The sequence below is a fragment of the Maritimibacter fusiformis genome (assembly GCF_008086115.1).
Lineage (GTDB): Bacteria > Pseudomonadota > Alphaproteobacteria > Rhodobacterales > Rhodobacteraceae > Muriiphilus > Muriiphilus fusiformis.
Map to the genome: position 1 here is coordinate 444,839 of NZ_VSIY01000004.1, position 14,713 is coordinate 459,551.

14 protein-coding genes are annotated in these 14,713 nt (G+C 65.8%); 7 read left to right on the forward strand and 7 right to left on the reverse strand.

The window, feature by feature from the left end; all coding sequences use genetic code 11:
* Positions 1-65: 65 nt before the first annotated feature.
* On the forward strand, positions 66-1,211 hold the full coding sequence (locus FVF75_RS06235; protein WP_148377078.1) for a C4-dicarboxylate TRAP transporter substrate-binding protein: 1,146 nt from the start codon (positions 66-68) through the stop codon (positions 1,209-1,211).
* A gap of 120 nt (positions 1,212-1,331) precedes the next feature.
* Here FVF75_RS06235 and FVF75_RS06240 read toward each other — a convergent pair whose 3' ends face one another.
* Both FVF75_RS06240 and FVF75_RS06245 read right to left on the reverse strand, forming a co-directional pair.
* Positions 1,332-2,486, reverse strand: a complete 1,155-nt coding sequence (locus FVF75_RS06240; RefSeq protein ID WP_148377079.1) for a thiolase C-terminal domain-containing protein — start codon at positions 2,484-2,486, stop codon at positions 1,332-1,334.
* Positions 2,483-2,941, reverse strand: a complete 459-nt coding sequence (locus FVF75_RS06245) for a Zn-ribbon domain-containing OB-fold protein (RefSeq protein WP_148377080.1) — start codon at positions 2,939-2,941, stop codon at positions 2,483-2,485. The genes FVF75_RS06240 and FVF75_RS06245 overlap by 4 nt, the downstream gene beginning before the upstream one ends.
* 219 nt (positions 2,942-3,160) lie before the next feature.
* Here FVF75_RS06245 and FVF75_RS06250 point away from each other — a divergent pair, with 219 nt between their 5' ends.
* The 6 genes from FVF75_RS06250 to FVF75_RS06275 are packed head-to-tail and all read left to right on the forward strand — an operon-like array spanning position 3,161 to position 9,902.
* Entirely contained in the window at positions 3,161-5,269 is a 2,109-nt protein-coding gene (locus FVF75_RS06250) for an acetate--CoA ligase family protein (RefSeq protein WP_148377081.1), read from the forward strand.
* 48 nt (positions 5,270-5,317) lie between these two features.
* The gene (locus FVF75_RS06255) at positions 5,318-6,451 is read left to right on the forward strand and encodes an acyl-CoA dehydrogenase family protein (protein WP_148377082.1); all 1,134 of its coding nucleotides are present in this window, start codon (positions 5,318-5,320) and stop codon (positions 6,449-6,451) included.
* 33 nt (positions 6,452-6,484) lie between these two features.
* On the forward strand, positions 6,485-7,651 hold the full coding sequence (locus FVF75_RS06260; RefSeq protein WP_187392989.1) for an acyl-CoA dehydrogenase family protein: 1,167 nt from the start codon (positions 6,485-6,487) through the stop codon (positions 7,649-7,651).
* Positions 7,652-7,660: 9 nt separating this feature from the next.
* Entirely contained in the window at positions 7,661-8,221 is a 561-nt protein-coding gene (locus FVF75_RS06265; protein ID WP_148377084.1) for an FAS1-like dehydratase domain-containing protein, read from the forward strand.
* Positions 8,218-8,739 carry a MaoC/PaaZ C-terminal domain-containing protein gene (locus tag FVF75_RS06270; RefSeq protein WP_217353168.1) on the forward strand — a complete coding sequence of 174 codons (522 nt, stop codon included), beginning with the start codon at positions 8,218-8,220 and terminating at the stop codon, positions 8,737-8,739. Before FVF75_RS06265 ends, FVF75_RS06270 begins: the two co-directional genes overlap by 4 nt.
* A gap of 26 nt (positions 8,740-8,765) precedes the next feature.
* Positions 8,766-9,902: a CaiB/BaiF CoA transferase family protein gene (locus tag FVF75_RS06275; RefSeq protein ID WP_148377085.1), complete on the forward strand. Its 1,137-nt coding sequence runs from the start codon at positions 8,766-8,768 to the stop codon at positions 9,900-9,902.
* A gap of 6 nt (positions 9,903-9,908) precedes the next feature.
* Here the strand turns inward: FVF75_RS06275 and FVF75_RS06280 are convergent, their stop codons facing one another.
* The 5 genes from FVF75_RS06280 to FVF75_RS06300 all read right to left on the reverse strand — a co-directional run bounded on the left by FVF75_RS06280 (position 9,909) and on the right by FVF75_RS06300 (position 14,646).
* Positions 9,909-10,769: an NAD(P)-dependent oxidoreductase gene (locus FVF75_RS06280; protein ID WP_148377086.1), complete on the reverse strand. Its 861-nt coding sequence runs from the start codon at positions 10,767-10,769 to the stop codon at positions 9,909-9,911.
* Positions 10,770-10,782: 13 nt separating this feature from the next.
* Complete coding sequence (locus tag FVF75_RS06285; RefSeq protein ID WP_148377087.1) at positions 10,783-11,727, reverse strand: uroporphyrinogen decarboxylase family protein; 945 nt, start codon at positions 11,725-11,727, stop codon at positions 10,783-10,785.
* 61 nt (positions 11,728-11,788) lie between these two features.
* Positions 11,789-12,862, reverse strand: coding sequence for an ABC transporter ATP-binding protein (locus FVF75_RS06290; protein ID WP_148377088.1), 1,074 nt, complete (start codon positions 12,860-12,862; stop codon positions 11,789-11,791).
* A gap of 3 nt (positions 12,863-12,865) precedes the next feature.
* Entirely contained in the window at positions 12,866-13,651 is a 786-nt protein-coding gene (locus FVF75_RS06295) for an ABC transporter permease (RefSeq protein WP_148377089.1), read from the reverse strand.
* Positions 13,648-14,646: an ABC transporter permease gene (locus tag FVF75_RS06300; protein WP_148377090.1), complete on the reverse strand. Its 999-nt coding sequence runs from the start codon at positions 14,644-14,646 to the stop codon at positions 13,648-13,650. The genes FVF75_RS06295 and FVF75_RS06300 overlap by 4 nt, the downstream gene beginning before the upstream one ends.
* Between the last annotated feature and the right edge of the window lie 67 nt (positions 14,647-14,713).

The window sequence follows — 14,713 nt, forward strand, 5'->3', positions numbered from 1 at the left end:
GAGCCGGGTTTTTGTCAGTTGAATCTGCCCGACACAAGACGTGTCCCAACGAGGAGGAGACCAAGATGCAAGAACCGAGATTTTCGAATATGGCCAAACGGGTCAGGCAGGGTGCCACCCTTGCCGCCGCCCTTGCGGTCGGTGCCGCGATTGCCGGACCGGCGCAGGCCCAAACCAAGCTGTTGATGGGGTATTACTCCTCGTCGACCGCGGCCAACGCGGCCGAGGGCTTCATCCCGTGGCTGGAAAGCGTCGAAGAGATGAGCGAAGGCCGCATCGAGACCGAGTTCGTCGGCGGCGGAGCCATCGTCAAGACCTCGACCTCGCTGTTCGCGCTGCGCGACGGCATGGTCGACCTGACCAACGTCTACACTCCTGCCAACCCCAAGGAACTGCCGGTCGCCACGCTTCTGGGCGATCTCAGCGCGCTGATGAACAACGACAAGGCGGCGGCGGGCGCGTTGGCGCAGCTTCAGCATTTCGAATGCCCCGACTGCGTTGCCGAATATGACAGCTGGAACACCAAGCTGATCAGCTCCTGGGCCACGCCGCCGTATCAGCTGCTTTGCGCCACGCCGATCGAATCGGCGGACGATTTCGCCGGCAAGCGCATCCGCACCACCGGCCACCTGACCGGAATCGCGACCGGCCTGGGCGCAACGCCGGTCAATATCTCGCTGACCGAGGTCTATGAATCGCTACAACGCGGTCTGGTCGATTGCACCTTCGGTCAGTTCGTTTGGCTCGACGACTACTCGCTGGCCGAGCAGGCGAAATTCCTGCTGACCCCGAACGCCGGTGTCGTGCCGGCCCAGCTTTGGGTCGGGATCAACAAGGACACCTGGAACAAGCTGTCCGAAGAAGACCGCCAGATCCTGTTCGATGCGACCCCGGCGGCGGTTGCGCGGGTGACCTTCAACTATGACAGCGGCGCGAAAGAGGCGATTGCCAGCGCGGTCGAGAACGGCGCGATCTACAACGAGCCGCAGGACTGGCTGACCGAGGCCGTCGCCGCCGCCACCACCACCGTGCGTGACGATGCGGTCGCCCGTGCCGAGGGCAGCGGTGTCGCCAACGCCGCCGCCATCGCCGACCGCTTCCTGGAGATCTACGCCGAGTGGGAAGAAAAGGTGAAGGACATCGAGACCCAGGAAGAGTTCGCACAACTCCTGGCCGACGAGGTCTATTCCAAGGTCGACGTGAGCCAGTAGGGCGCCGCGCGCTCTGCGCACATGAAAAATCCGTGGCCGGAAACGGCCACGGATCACCGATCACCCCGCTGGCCTGCCCTAAACAGGACGCTTCGGGCAGACCCTCTCAAAGCCCGGTGATCACCGAAGGACGATTGCGCTGGTCGGCACGCCTTCGCTTGAACACACGAACGCGCTGTCCACGTCGTCCACCTGCGCCGTCGAGGTGCCCCGCACCTGGCGAACCGCTTCGGAGATGAGGTTGAAGCCATGGATATAGGCCTCCGACAGACTTCCCCCGGCGGTGTTCAGCGGCAGTTTCCCGCTCGGACCGATCTCGCCCCGGCGCACGAAATCCGCCGCCTCGCCGCGCTCGCAGAACCCGAACCCCTCCAGCGACCACAGCACCTCCGGCGTGAAGGCGTCGTAGATCTGCGCGACCTTCACGTCGCCGGGCTGGATATCGCTGTCGCGCCACAGCCGCGTGGCCGCCGCGTAGGTTTGCAGCCGGTAGGGGTCGTCGAGGTTGTAGTTCGCCATCAGCGACGAGCCCGGCGTGATGCCTTGCGCGAAGGCGTGCACATAGGCCGGCTTGGTCGGGCAGTCCTTCGCCCGCTCTGCCGAGACCAGCACGAAGGCCACCGCGCCGTCGGTTTCAAGGCAGCAGTCGAACAGGCACAAGGGCTCCGAGATCCAGCGCGCGCCCAGATATTGTTCCATCGTCAGGGTCTTGGCCTGCATCATGGCGCGCGGGTTCTGGTTGGCATTGGCCCGGAAGGTCAGCGCGATCCGGCCCAGGTCTTCGCGGGTGGCGCCGAAATCGTGCATGTAGCGCCGCGCCATCGGTGCGATGTCGTCGACCGGGCGGATCATGCCGAAGGGCCGCAGCCAGGCCTCGTAATCGGTGACCTCCTGCGCGGTCTTGCCCCAGACCCGGCTGGCCCGGCCGCTGCGTTTGCGCGACCGCCAGACCACCACCACCTTGGCCTGCCCGGTGGCAATCGCCATCGCCGCTTGACCGACCGTGCCGCAGCCGCCGCCGCCGCCCGCCGGGATGCGCGAAAAGAAGGTGATGTCGCCGAAACCCATGGTGTCGGCAAGGTCTTCCTCATGCGTCGCCTCCATGTTCGAGCACGACAGCCCGTCAACCTCGTGGGCCGCGATGCCGGCCTCGTCCAGCGCGGTGCGGATGGCGCGGCAGGCCAGTTCCATCTCGCTGCCGGCAAGACCCTTGCCGAACTCGGTCTCACCCATGCCGACGATGGCGACGCGGTCCTTGATGGTGAGCGTGCTCATTGCACCACCTCCGATTGCGTGGCGGGTATCCAGACCGGCAGCGTGACCTCGTCGGTCACCGGGCGAAACGCGACGGTGACTTCATCGCCGATGGCCACCGCATCCTGCGGCACCGAGTTGATCGCGGCCTTGGCCGAGGTGGCGAGGTTGCCGACCATGCGCAGATGCGGGGCATCGGCAAGTTCGATCACCGCGAAGACATACGGCACCAGGTCGGCAAAGGCCGGCAGCGTCGGCGCATGCGCCACGCCATACGACCAGACGCGCCCGCGCCCGGACACTTCGTGCCAGCCCATCGCAAAACTGCCGCAGGTGCAGGCCGGGCGCGGCGGAAAGCGCATCTTGCCGCAATCGCCGCAGCGCTGCACCACCAGCCTGCGCTCGCGCGCCGCCGCCCAGAACCCGGCGGTGTCCGGGTCGTCGGTGGCGGGAATCACGATATCCTTATTCTCCATTCTTTCCTCTCCTTTGTTTGGGGACAGTTTAACCCAAGACAAATAAAACTTCATGCGATATATCGAAAAGGAATCAAGAATTGTAAAACAGGGTCAAATATCTGAACACCATTCAGAAAATCGGAAACAGGTTATATTTCTGAATACCTTTCAGAGATTTCTTGAATAAATGAATGCTGTTCAGGTTTTGCGAAAACGCCGGTAGGGGGAATATGGGAAATGAATAAGGACAGCAGGCCCGGGTTTGTCGACGTGGCGGATTTGAACGGCCTGTTCAACCCCAGGGGCATCATCTTCGTCGGCAAGATCGACGAGCATCCAGACCAGATCAAGCGGGCGCACCGTTTCGGTCTGCCGATCTGCTACGTCAACCCCAAGCCGCGCCCGGCGCCTTCGGGCGATCCGGTCTTTGCGAGCCTCGCCGAAGTGCCCGAGGGCTATGACCTTGCCATCATCCGGGTGGCCGCGCCACGGGTGGCGGCGGCGGTCGAGGACTGTGCGCGCGGCGGCATCGACAAGATGATCGTGTTCTCCAGCGGCTTCAGCGAGGCGGGCGAAGAGGGTCGCGCGCTGGAGGCCGGGCTAGACGAGGTGGTGCGCCGCACCGGCGTCGCGCTGATCGGGCCGAACACCGCCGAGAACGCGCTCGAGCCGATCCCGCTGCCCGAGGGGCATCGCGGCGGCAAGATCGGGCTGATCACCCACAGCGGCGGCCAGGGCCGGGCGATCATCGAGGGCACCGCCATCGGGGCCGGGTTCAGCCGCTGGGTGGCGCTGGGCAACGAGGTCGGCGTCGATCTGGCCGACATGATCAACTATTTCGCCCATGACCCCGACACCGCGGTGATCGCCGCCTATGTCGAGGGCATCAAGAACGGACCCAAGCTGCGCGCCGCGCTGGCGGCGGCGAACAAGGCCGACAAGCCGGTGGTGATGCTCAAGATCGGGGCCAGCAAGAAGGGCGCGGAAATGGCCGCGTCGCATACCGGGCACCTGTCGGGGGCCGACGCGCCGGTCAACGGGCTTTTCGCCCAGCACGGCGTGGCCCGGGTGCAGGACATCGACGAGCTGGTCGAGGTCGCCAACCTGTTCGCCCACATGCCCAAAACCAGCGGCACGCGGTCGGTGATCTATTCCTATTCCGGGGCCAATGTCGCGATCATGTCCGAGGCCGCGGACGCCGCCGGCATCGACATCCCGGTGCTCGGCGCGGAAACGCAGGCCAAGCTGGCCGAGTTGATGCCGCCCAACCTGCGCCTGTCCAACCCGATCGACAACGGCGGCCAGTTCTCGATGCTGGAGCCGATGGAGGTGCGCACCCGGCTGCTCGACATCGCGATGGCCGATCCGGTCGCCGACCTGATGATCTTCGGGATCAGCGCCGCCGGGCCGACGCCGGGCAACGTGTTTTCCGAGGAATTGCTGGCCTGGGCGCCGACGGCGGACAAGCCGGTGCTGGCGGTCTATTCCTCGCCGCAATCCGAGGCGCAGTCGCTGAAAAACGCGGTGCGCTCTGGCGTGGCGGTGTTTCGGTCGTTTCGCGGGTGTTTCCAGGCGCTTGGCGCCTATGAACGCTACCAGGCGGCGCGCAAGACCTTCCGCGACCGCCCCGACCTGTCCGCCCCGATCGATGCCGAAGCACGCGCCGCGCTGGGCCGTCCCGGCGTGATGCCCGCCGGGGATGCGGCGCGGCTGCTCACCGGGGCCGGGATCGACATGGCGGGCGAGCGCCTGGCGGCGACGCGCGACGAGGCGGTCGCGGCGGCGGCGGCGCTGGGCTGGCCGGTGGCGATGAAACTCATGTCGCAGGCTTTCCCGCACAAATCCGACGTCGGCCTCCTGATGCTCGACATCGAGGACGAGGGGGGCGCGGGGGCGGTCTATGATGAACTGATCGCGCGGGCCAAGGCCTTGGACCCGAAGGCGAAAATCGACGGGGTGCTGGTGCAGGAACAGGTCGGCGAGGGGGTCGAGATGATCGTCGGCCTGACCGAAGACCCGATCCTCGGCCCCAGCCTGACCATCGGTGCGGGCGGCATCTATGCCGAGATCATGGCCGATGTCAGCGTGCGCCCGCTGCCGGTCGACGCCGCCGATATCGACGAGATGATCGACACGCTCAAGGTGGCGCGGCTGCTCGAGGGCGCGCGCGGTGCCGAACCGGCGGACAGAAAGGCGTTTGTCGATCTGGTGCTGAAGGTGGCGGCGCTGGCGCAATCGGCGGGCGGCGCCATCGCGGAGCTTGATCTCAACCCGGTGATCGTGCGGCCCGACCGGGCGGTTGCGGTGGACGCGCTGATCGTGGCCGCGCCCGGCCCCGACAACTGAAACCGACACCCGGAACTGACGCACAGGACGAATTTCAGGAGGACGACAATGGATCTCGATTTCACCGAAGAACAAAAGCAGTTGACGCAATCCCTGCGCCGAATGCTCGGCGACAAATGCGGCGCCGACGTGGTGCGGCGGATGGAGGGCGATGAAAAGGGCTATCCCGACGATCTGTGGCGCGAGGTTGCCGAGATGGGGCTGCCCGGGCTGACGATTTCCGAACAATACGGCGGGCTGGGTCTTGGCGCGCTGGAACAGGTCATCGCGTTCGAGGAACTGGGCCGCGCGCTGGCGCCAGTGCCGCTGTTCGTGTCGTCGGTGCTGGCCGCAGGGCTTCTGGAGCGCGCCGGGAGCGAAGCGCAGAAGGGCGAATGGCTGCCCGCGATTGCGTCGGGCGAGGCGGTGCTGTCGATTGCCTGGCTGGAACCCGGCAACAGCTTTTCGGAAAAAGGCGTGCAGATGAGCGCGGGTGCGACCGGCGACGGCTACCGGCTGAACGGCAAGAAGTTCATGGTGCAATTCGCCGCTGCCGCCGACCGGCTGATCGTGCTGGTGCGGTCCGGACCGAACCCGACCGATATCGACCTCGTGATGGTCGACCCCAAGGCCAAGGGCATCACCCTGAAACGCCACAAGACCATGGTGGGCGACGCCCAGTTCGAGGTTGCCTTCGACAATGTCGAGGTGCCCGCCGCCGACCGGCTGGGTGCGGCTGGCGAAGGCTGGGCGCATTGGCATCACGTGCTCAGGACCGGGATGATCGCGCTGGCGGCCTGGGGCATCGGCTGTGGCGAGGGCGCCATGACGCTGGGCACGGATTACGCCAAGGAGCGCGAGCAGTTCGGCGTTCCGATCGGCAGCTTCCAGGCCATCGCGCATCCCTTTGCCGATGCTGCCACCCTGCTGGCCGGTGCCCGCATGATCACGCTCGAGGCGGCCTGGGCCAAGGACACGGGCAGGCCGCATACCCGTCTGGCAACGATGGCCTGGCTTGAAGCCTGCGACGCCAGCCGCACCGCGACCAAGGTTTCGCAAAACGCCTTTGGCGGCATCGGGTTCACCAGGGACATCGACATCCAGCTCTACTTCCGCCGCGCCCGGCAGCACGAGCTGTCCTGGGGCAACCCGGACGCGCTGAACGAGGAAGTCGGCACCGAGGTGCTGAGCGAACTGGCCTGACGAAAGCCCCCAGGGGCGACAAGGAGACAGATGATGGATTTCGATTTTTCCGAAGAAGAACACGCGTTCCGCAAGAAGGCCGGTGAATACATCGCCAAGATCGCCAAGCCCGGCGTGGCCTACAAACCCACCTTCAACTCGGGCTATGCCGACACGCCCGACCGCAAGCAGTTCATGAAGGATCTGGCCAAGGGCGGCTATCTCGGCCTGTCCTGGCCCGAGGAATACGGCGGCAAGGGCATGGACCCGGTCTATGACTACCTGTTGACCGAGGAACTGGCCTATCAGGGGATGCCCGGAAGCGGCAAGGGCGTCGGCATCATCGGCAAGACGCTCTTGCGCCGAGGCTCGAAAGAGCAGCAGGAACGCTTCCTGCCGCAGATCCTGAATGCCGAGATCGACTGGGCCATCGGCTATTCCGAGCCGGATGCGGGCTCCGACCTCGGGTCGCTCAAGCTCAAGGCGGTGCGCGATGGCGATGGCTGGCGGCTCAACGGGCAAAAGCGGTTTTCCAGCTCGGCGCACTTCGCCGAATGGTATTTCCTCATGGCCCGCACCCACCCCGACCGGCCGAAACACAAGGGCATCACGCTGTTCATGGTCGAGATGGATCATCCCGGCATCCAGGTGAACCCGATGTGGACGATCGACGGCCACCGCACCAACGAGGTGTTCCTCGACGATGTCTGGGTTCCCGACAGCCAGGTGGTCGGAGAGCCGGGGCAGGCGTTCTACTACGTGGCCGAGGCGCTCGATTTCGAACGCCACGTGCTGTTTCCGCTCGGCCCGATCCAGCGGCTGTCGGAGATCTTCCTCGAATGGCTCAACACCGCCACCATCGACGGCGAACCGGTGCGCGACCGGCCCGAGGCGAAACGCCTTGCCGGCAAGATCGCGCGCGGGCTGGAGGTGTGCCGCCTGCAGGGGCTGAGCGTTCTGGCCGCCGATGACCCCAAGGTCGCCACCATCCGCTCGTCGATGAACAAGATCGCGATGAGCGAATTCGGCCGCGCCCTGGCCGACGAGGCGCTCGAGATGATGGGGCCGGGGGCGTGGCTGAGCGACAGCGACCCGGACGCACCGGCCGGCGGGCTTTATGCCCGGGCCCAGATCGCGGTGGTGATCTGGATCATCGGCGCAGGCTCGAACGAGATTCAGCGCAACATCATCGCGCGGCGCGGCCTTGGGCTGCCGGTATAGGGGGAGGGCATGACATTGAAACTGCCGGAAAAACTGGAAGACTGGATCGGTTTTCGCTTTGAGCACGAGGCCGAGCTGGTGGTGGAACGCGGCGCGATCATGCACTGGCTCGAGGCCGTGCGCGACGCCAACCCTGTCTATTGGGATGACGCGGTGGCCGAGGATATCACCGGCGGAATCATTGCCCCCGCGCCGATGGCGTCGACCTTCGCCACCTCCTACCGCTGGTCGCCGCGCCGGCCCGAACAGGTCTGGGACATCCACGGCGTCGAGCCGGACGCGCCGCGCGTCTGGCCGCGCCTGCCGGTCGAGGCGCATTTCTCGTTCAAGGAGTTCACCGGGCTGAAACAGGGCATCGTCGGCTCGATCGAGGCGGAATATTACGAACCGCTCCGGCTGGGCGACCGCATCACCGTGACCTCGTTCATCTCGAAATGCGGCGAGCTTCGCACCAACCGGCTGGGCACCGGGCGCGACTGGACCGCGCAGGTCGAGTTCCGCAACCAGAACGGCGACATGGTGTCGATCGACCGCTTCAACTTCTATTGCTACAACCGGGAGGCGGCATGATGGGCCAGACAATGAAGAACCTCAGCGCCGATCAGATTTCGGTGGGGGACAGGCTGCCGGTGCTCACGGTGCCGGTGACGCCCACGACCATCGTGATGGGCGCCTCGGCCTCGCGCGATTATCAGCCGCAGCACCACGACCACGAATGGTGCATCCGTGTCGGCCTGCCGGGGATCGTGATGAACACCCCCAACCAAGCCGGGTGGATGAGCCGTTACATCACCGACTGGGCCGGGCCGATGGCGCGGCTGGGACGGATGAAATTTCGGATGCGCAGTTCGATCTGTCCCGGCGACGTGCTGGAAATCTCGGGCGAGGTGAAGCGCATCACCACGGACAGCGCCGGGTGCAGTTGGGTGGATGTGAACGTCGAGGCCAAGGCGGGCGACAGGCTCGCCACCGCGACGATGGTGACGGTGGCGCTGCCGTCCGAACAGGGCGGCGAGAACCCGTGGAACCGCAAGGCCGACCGCTGGCTGCTGGCCGAGCTGGAGCCGTTCGATGAGGCGCGCACGTAACGCGCGAGCGGGGCAGGGATGCGGACATGACACAAGACCTTTCGGGCATCACGGTGATCGACCTGGCCGGGGCAGGGCCTTCGGCGCGCTGCGTGCGGCTGCTGGCCGACCTCGGCGCGCGCTGGATCAGGCTGGAGCCTCCTGCGGCCTCGGGGCGGGCGACGCTGGAATGGCACGCCTATGGCGCGATGCGCGGGGCCGAGAAGGTGACGTTTGACCTGAAAGCGCCCGGTGCGGCCGAGGCGTTCCGGCGCATGGTCAAGGCTGCCGATGTGGTGGTCGAGGGGTTTCGCCCCGGTGTCGCTAAGCGGCTGGGCATTGACTATGGCCCGGTCAGCGCCGCCAATCCCGCCGTCGTCTATTGCTCGACGACCGGCTATGGCCAGACCGGGCCGATGGCGACGCGGGCGGGGCATGATCTGAACTACCAGGCGGTCAGCGGCGGGCTGGCGCTGGCGGGCCGGGACGCCGAGGGCAAGCCCGCGATGCCCGGCATGACGCTGGCCGACAGTGCCGGCGGCGGCTGGCAGGCTGCGCTGCGCATCATGGCCGCGCTGGTGGCGCGTCAGGCCACCGGCAAGGGGCAATACCTCGACGTGTCCGCCGCCGAGGGGGTGCTGCACCTGTTGTCGCTCGACATCGACCGGGCGCTGGTCACCGGGCAGTCGCGCCCGACCGTGGTGAACGGCGGGTTTGCCTGCTACTCGATCTACGCCACCGCTGGCGGCGGCGCGATGGCGGTGGGCGCGGTGGAGCCGAAGTTCTTCGCCAATCTGTGCGAGGTGCTTGGCATCGAAAGCGGCCCGCAACGCCAGTATGACCCAGAGGCGCAGGACGACCTGCGCGCCGATATCGCGGCGGCGTTCGCGCGCCGGTCGCGTGACGAATGGACGGCGCTGTTTGCCGATGTGGATGCCTGCGTCACGCCGGTTCTGGGCATCGACGAACTGGCCTCGGACCCGCATTGGGGCGCGCGGGGCGTGTTCTCCGGCTATGCTCATCCCGAACGGGGCGAGGTCGCGCAACTGGCGCCGTTCGGCGGCGTTGCGGACCGGGGCGATCCGCCCCCTGGCGGGTCGGAGGCCACGCGCAAGACCATGGAAAGTCTGAAGTTTTCATCGGACGAGATCGACGCGATGCAAACGGGCGGCATCATCGGCTAGGGCGGTTCAGGACCGCCGGTAATGCTCGATCAGCGCCTGGATGCCCTTGGCGCCGCCGCCTTCCGCCGCGAGGTCGCGGTAGAGGTCGCGGCATAGTGCGGCGCCGGGCAGCGGCGCGGTGTCGAGCGCGATGCCAAGATCCTTGATGAAATGATCTATGGCAAAGCTCGCCGTGCTGTCGCCCGCGACCATTTTTGGCCCCAGACGCTGCATCAGCGGCCCGCCCGCGGTGCCGGTCATCAGGACTTCGAGCACCTTTTCGGGCGCGATGCCCGCGGTCTCGGCATGGTGCAGCGCCTCGGCCAGACCCATCAGGATGCCCGCGACGGCCACCTGGTTGCTGGCCTTGGTGATCTGCCCCGAACCCGCCGGACCCATGGCGAAGATGGTGGCGCCCATCGTCCAGAGCATCGGCCGCACGGCGTCGAGCGCCCCGGTGTCACCCCCGACCATGAAGGTCAGCGTGCCGACCTCGGCCCCGGGTGCGCCGCCGGTCACGGGTGCGTCAAGCGCCGACACCCCACGGGACGCGGCCTCGGACGCGATCCGGCGGGCGAGATCGGGGGTCGAGGTGGTCATGTCGACAAGCACCGTTCCCGGTGCGGCGTTTGCGATCAGCCCGGCCTCGCCGAGATAGAGCGCGGCCACGTCATCCGGCCCGCCGACGATGGTAAAGATCGTGCGGCAGGTCCGGGCGAGGGCGGCGATATCGCCGGCCCAATGCGCGCCGAGCGCAAGGACCGGCGCGGCGCGGTCGGGGTTGCGGGCGTGGATATGAACCTCATACCCGGCGCCGATCAGGCGGCGCGCCATGGCGCCGCCCATCACGCCCAACCCGATGAACCCGACCGGCCCCGACTGCGTCATGCGTCCTCCGGTGTCAGGCCGCTTTCCAGTCGCGGCCATATTCCGCGATGGTGTCGAGCACATGCGCCGGGGCGTTCGACCCGAAGGTGCAGCCCGGTGCGAGAATGAAGTTCTGCCCGCCGGTCACCGCCAGCGCCTCGTCGATGTCGTGGCGGATTTCCGGGCGCGACTGTTCGATCACGCGGGCCTGGTCGATGCCGGCCATGATGCACTTGTCGGTGCGCGGGCGCATCTCGGCGATGGTCGGGCAGGTTTTGTCGTGCGCCGCCCAGCTCAGAACCTCGTGCGGATAATCCGCCACCCGTTCGAGATCGAGATGCGATTTGCAGGCATGCAGCATCCGCACCACGCCCTTGGTTTCCTCGAGAATGGCCAGGTCGTAGGGCCGCATCAGCTCCTCGAAGGCGTCCTGGGTGAAGCCCTGCACGCAGTCTTCCTGGGCCGCCGCGCGGGTCGAGTAGAACACACCGTCCACGCCGTTCTTTTCCAGTTCGCGCATGTAGAGGATGACCGTCTCGGTCGCGGCCTCGAGCATCGGCTTGGCGGCTTCGGGGTTGTCGAGGATGATCTGCATGGTCGAGAACCCGGCATGGCGCAGGATCTGCTGGATCGGGTCGAAGGTGGTGTCGATCACCGGCCAGTCTTCGCCAAGCTCGGCGCGGATGCCATTGAGCAGCGCGATCTGGTTGGCATAGGTCGGGTGGTCCATCGACTGCACCGTGATCCGGCCCATGTCGGCGGCGGTCTCGATCGTTTCCATCCCGTCGGGCATGGGGTGGCGATAGTCGCTGACCGCCTTGGCGAGATCCCAGTCGTATTGCCGGAAAAACTCGCAATGCCTCTCGGCGGCCTGTTGCCCGTCCATGTAGGGGGTGACGAAATGCATCCAGACGGACAGGGGCGGGCGGTCGACCGGCTCGCCCGCCACGGCCGCGTAAAAGCGTTCGCGTTTGTTCATTTTCTACTACTCCGATAGGGTTGAGGGGCCGCCGGGACGGACCCGGCGGCGGCAGGCGGTGTCAGTCCTGAAGCACCGCCATGTTCGCGGAATCCCAGCCCAGCCAGACATCGTCGGGCACGTCGCCGTCGACGTAGGCCTTGAGGATTGCGGTATTCACGTCGCCGACGCGCACATCGACGGCCGTCCGGCTGCCCTTGAACACCCGGTTGACGATCTTGCCCTGCACGGCGTTGCCGGTCTCGGGCTTCTTGTCGTAGAACCCGACCTTCTCGAGCCTGAGCGCCGCCGTCACCAGCTCGCCCGTGCGCGGCGTGTAGTCGAACGACCGCCCCTGCACGTTCATCCCGAACCAGTCGATATCGACCTTGCCGTCCTTGGCGTGCTTGACCTCGCCGCTGATCAGGTTGGTGTCGCCGATGAACTCGGCCACAAAGCGGCTTTTCGGGCGCAGATAGAGGTCTTCGGGCGTGCCGTCCTGTTCGACCCGGCCCTGGTTCATCACCACGATCCGGTCGGACATGGTCAGCGCCTCGTCCTGGTCGTGGGTGACGAAAAAGAAGGTCTTGCCGGTGCGCCGCTGGATGTCTTTCAGTTCAACCTGAACCTGGGCACGCAGCCGGGCATCGAGGGCGCCCAGCGGCTCGTCCAGCAGCAGAAGCTCCGGGTCCGGGGCCAGCGCGCGGGCCAGTGCGACGCGCTGCCGCTGACCGCCCGAAAGCTGGTCGGGGAAGCGGTCGCGGAAGGCATCGAGCTCCAGGAACGACAGAAGCTCGTCGACCCGGGCCGCGATCTGATCCTTGGTCATGCGCTTGAGTTCCAGCCCGAACGACACGTTGCGCATCACCGTCATGTGCGGGAACAGCGCATAGTCCTGGAACACCATGTTGACCTTGCGCTTGTTCGGCGGCAGGTGCGTCACGTCCTTGCCGCTCAGCAGCACGCGCCCGCCGTCGGGCCGTTCGAACCCGCCGAGGATGCGCAGGGTCGTCGACTTGCCGCAGCCTGAGGGGCCGAGGAAGGTGACGAACTCGCCCGCGTTGATCTTCATGTCCAGCTTTTGCAGCGCGACGGTCTTGCCGAAGGATTTCGAGATCCCGTCGATGTGGACGATTGTGTTGTCAGTGTTTGACATGGTTCAGGTTCCCTTTCCCATGCGGCGCATCGAGCGCTCGGCCCAGATGCCCATCACGGCAGTCATCACGAGGACGACGGTGGCAATTGCGTTGATCTCGGGCGACATGCCGGAGCGGAGTTTCGAGAAGATCAGGACCGGCAGGGTCGGCTTGTAGCCACCCAGGAAGAACGACCGGACGAAATCGTCGAAGCTCAGAAGCATGCAGAACACACCGGCGCCGATCAGCGCCGGCTTGAGATACGGAAGCGTGACGCGAAAGAAGCTCACGATCTTGTCGGCACCCAGGTCCATCGCCGCCTCGGTGTGGCTTTTCGGCAGGGTCGCCAGCCGGGCCATCACCACCAGGACGACGAACGGCACGTTGTGCACCGCGTGCGCCCAGATGATCGCGAACATCCCGGTCTGGATGCCGAGAAGGTTGGCGAAGATGCGAAAGGAAATCGCCGAGATGATGCCGGGAATGACCGCCGGCAGGATGGTGAGCCCGAAGATGATGATGCGCCCGAAGAACGACCGCCCCGCCAGCAGGACCGAGATCCAGGTGCCGATGGTCAGCGAGATCAGCGTGCTGGTGACGGCGATCACCGTCGAGTAGAGGAACACGCTGACCACCTCGGAGTCCTTGAACACGCCGATATACCAGTCCAGCGTCCAGGACTTGATCGGGAAGCCGATGAAGTTCGAGTCCTTGAACCCCATCAGGACCATCAGAAGCAGCGGCACGAACAGGTAGACGACGAACGCCCAGTAGACGATCGACATCAGGATGCGGGTATTGCGGGTCATTTCTGGGGCCCCCTGGTGAGTGAGCCGATCAGCTTCATGAAGGTTCCGGAAAGGATGAGCGCCGTCAGCAGCATGATCGTCGAGAACGCGGCCCCGGTGGGCCACTTGTCGCCCGCGACATGGAAGAAGCCGGCAATGGTCTGGGAAAACAGCGTCGTGCTGGGTCCGCCCAGAAGGATCGGCGTGGCGTAAAGCCCGGTCGAGATCAGGAACACCAGCGTGCAGCCCGACGAGATCCCCTCGAGCGACAGCGGCAGCGTCACGCGCCGGAACCGGGTCCAGGCGCCGGCACCCAGATCGGCGGCCGCCTCGGTATAGGTGGGCGGGATCTTTTCGAGCGCCGAATAGAGCGGCATGAGCATGTAGAGCGACGTCAGGTAGACGATGCCGAAGCTGAGCGAAAAGCCGGTGAACATGAACGGGATCGGCCGGTCGATCAGACCCAGCGTCTTGAGGATCAGGTTGACCGCGCCGGTGTTGCCCAGAAGGATCATGATCGCATAGGTGCGCACGATCTCACCGACCCAGAACGGGATCAGCAGCATCAGGAGCAGCAGCATCTGATTGTCGCGCTTGACGTGGCGCGCCAGGAAATAGGCCACCGGATAGATCAGCACCAGCGTCGCGAAGGTCAGCGACAGCGAGAACATCAGGGTGCGGAAGAACGGTTTGATAAAGATGCTTTCCTTGAAAAAGCTTGCCCAGTTGTCCAGCGTGAACTGCGGCGTATAGCCGACCGCGGGCGGATAGGAATCCAGAAAACTGACGCGGATCATTTGCAGGATCGGGCCGAGGTGGGCGAACAGCACCCACACGATCGGCAACGCCGCCAGCAGGATGAATTGCCGCCGGGTCGACGCGAAAACGAAATCAGTGACCGCGCGGTAAGGCCCGGCGTGTGTCAGTCGGCCCCAGAAGGTCGGCCGGTCGCTGCCGCGCGTCGCCCCGCCGGGGGCAATGCCGTCGGCGGCATCTGGTTTGGGTGTTGTAGACATCTGAGTTCCTTGTCAGCCACGACCATTCCGTGGCGCAGGGTTGTCCGCAGCGAAAGCAGGTGTGGCG

Bases quoted from the DNA above. Each gene is read 5' to 3' on its own strand.
- FVF75_RS06235 (WP_148377078.1), top strand. From the start codon at position 66: ATGCAAGAACCGAGATTTTCGAATATGGCCAAACGGGTCAGGCAGGGT.
- FVF75_RS06240 (WP_148377079.1), bottom strand. From the start codon at position 2,486: ATGAGCACGCTCACCATCAAGGACCGCGTCGCCATCGTCGGCATGGGT.
- FVF75_RS06245 (WP_148377080.1), bottom strand. From the start codon at position 2,941: ATGGAGAATAAGGATATCGTGATTCCCGCCACCGACGACCCGGACACC.
- FVF75_RS06250 (WP_148377081.1), top strand. From the start codon at position 3,161: ATGAATAAGGACAGCAGGCCCGGGTTTGTCGACGTGGCGGATTTGAAC.
- FVF75_RS06255 (WP_148377082.1), top strand. From the start codon at position 5,318: ATGGATCTCGATTTCACCGAAGAACAAAAGCAGTTGACGCAATCCCTG.
- FVF75_RS06260 (WP_187392989.1), top strand. From the start codon at position 6,485: ATGGATTTCGATTTTTCCGAAGAAGAACACGCGTTCCGCAAGAAGGCC.
- FVF75_RS06265 (WP_148377084.1), top strand. From the start codon at position 7,661: ATGACATTGAAACTGCCGGAAAAACTGGAAGACTGGATCGGTTTTCGC.
- FVF75_RS06270 (WP_217353168.1), top strand. From the start codon at position 8,218: ATGATGGGCCAGACAATGAAGAACCTCAGCGCCGATCAGATTTCGGTG.
- FVF75_RS06275 (WP_148377085.1), top strand. From the start codon at position 8,766: ATGACACAAGACCTTTCGGGCATCACGGTGATCGACCTGGCCGGGGCA.
- FVF75_RS06280 (WP_148377086.1), bottom strand. From the start codon at position 10,769: ATGACGCAGTCGGGGCCGGTCGGGTTCATCGGGTTGGGCGTGATGGGC.
- FVF75_RS06285 (WP_148377087.1), bottom strand. From the start codon at position 11,727: ATGAACAAACGCGAACGCTTTTACGCGGCCGTGGCGGGCGAGCCGGTC.
- FVF75_RS06290 (WP_148377088.1), bottom strand. From the start codon at position 12,862: ATGTCAAACACTGACAACACAATCGTCCACATCGACGGGATCTCGAAA.
- FVF75_RS06295 (WP_148377089.1), bottom strand. From the start codon at position 13,651: ATGACCCGCAATACCCGCATCCTGATGTCGATCGTCTACTGGGCGTTC.
- FVF75_RS06300 (WP_148377090.1), bottom strand. From the start codon at position 14,646: ATGTCTACAACACCCAAACCAGATGCCGCCGACGGCATTGCCCCCGGC.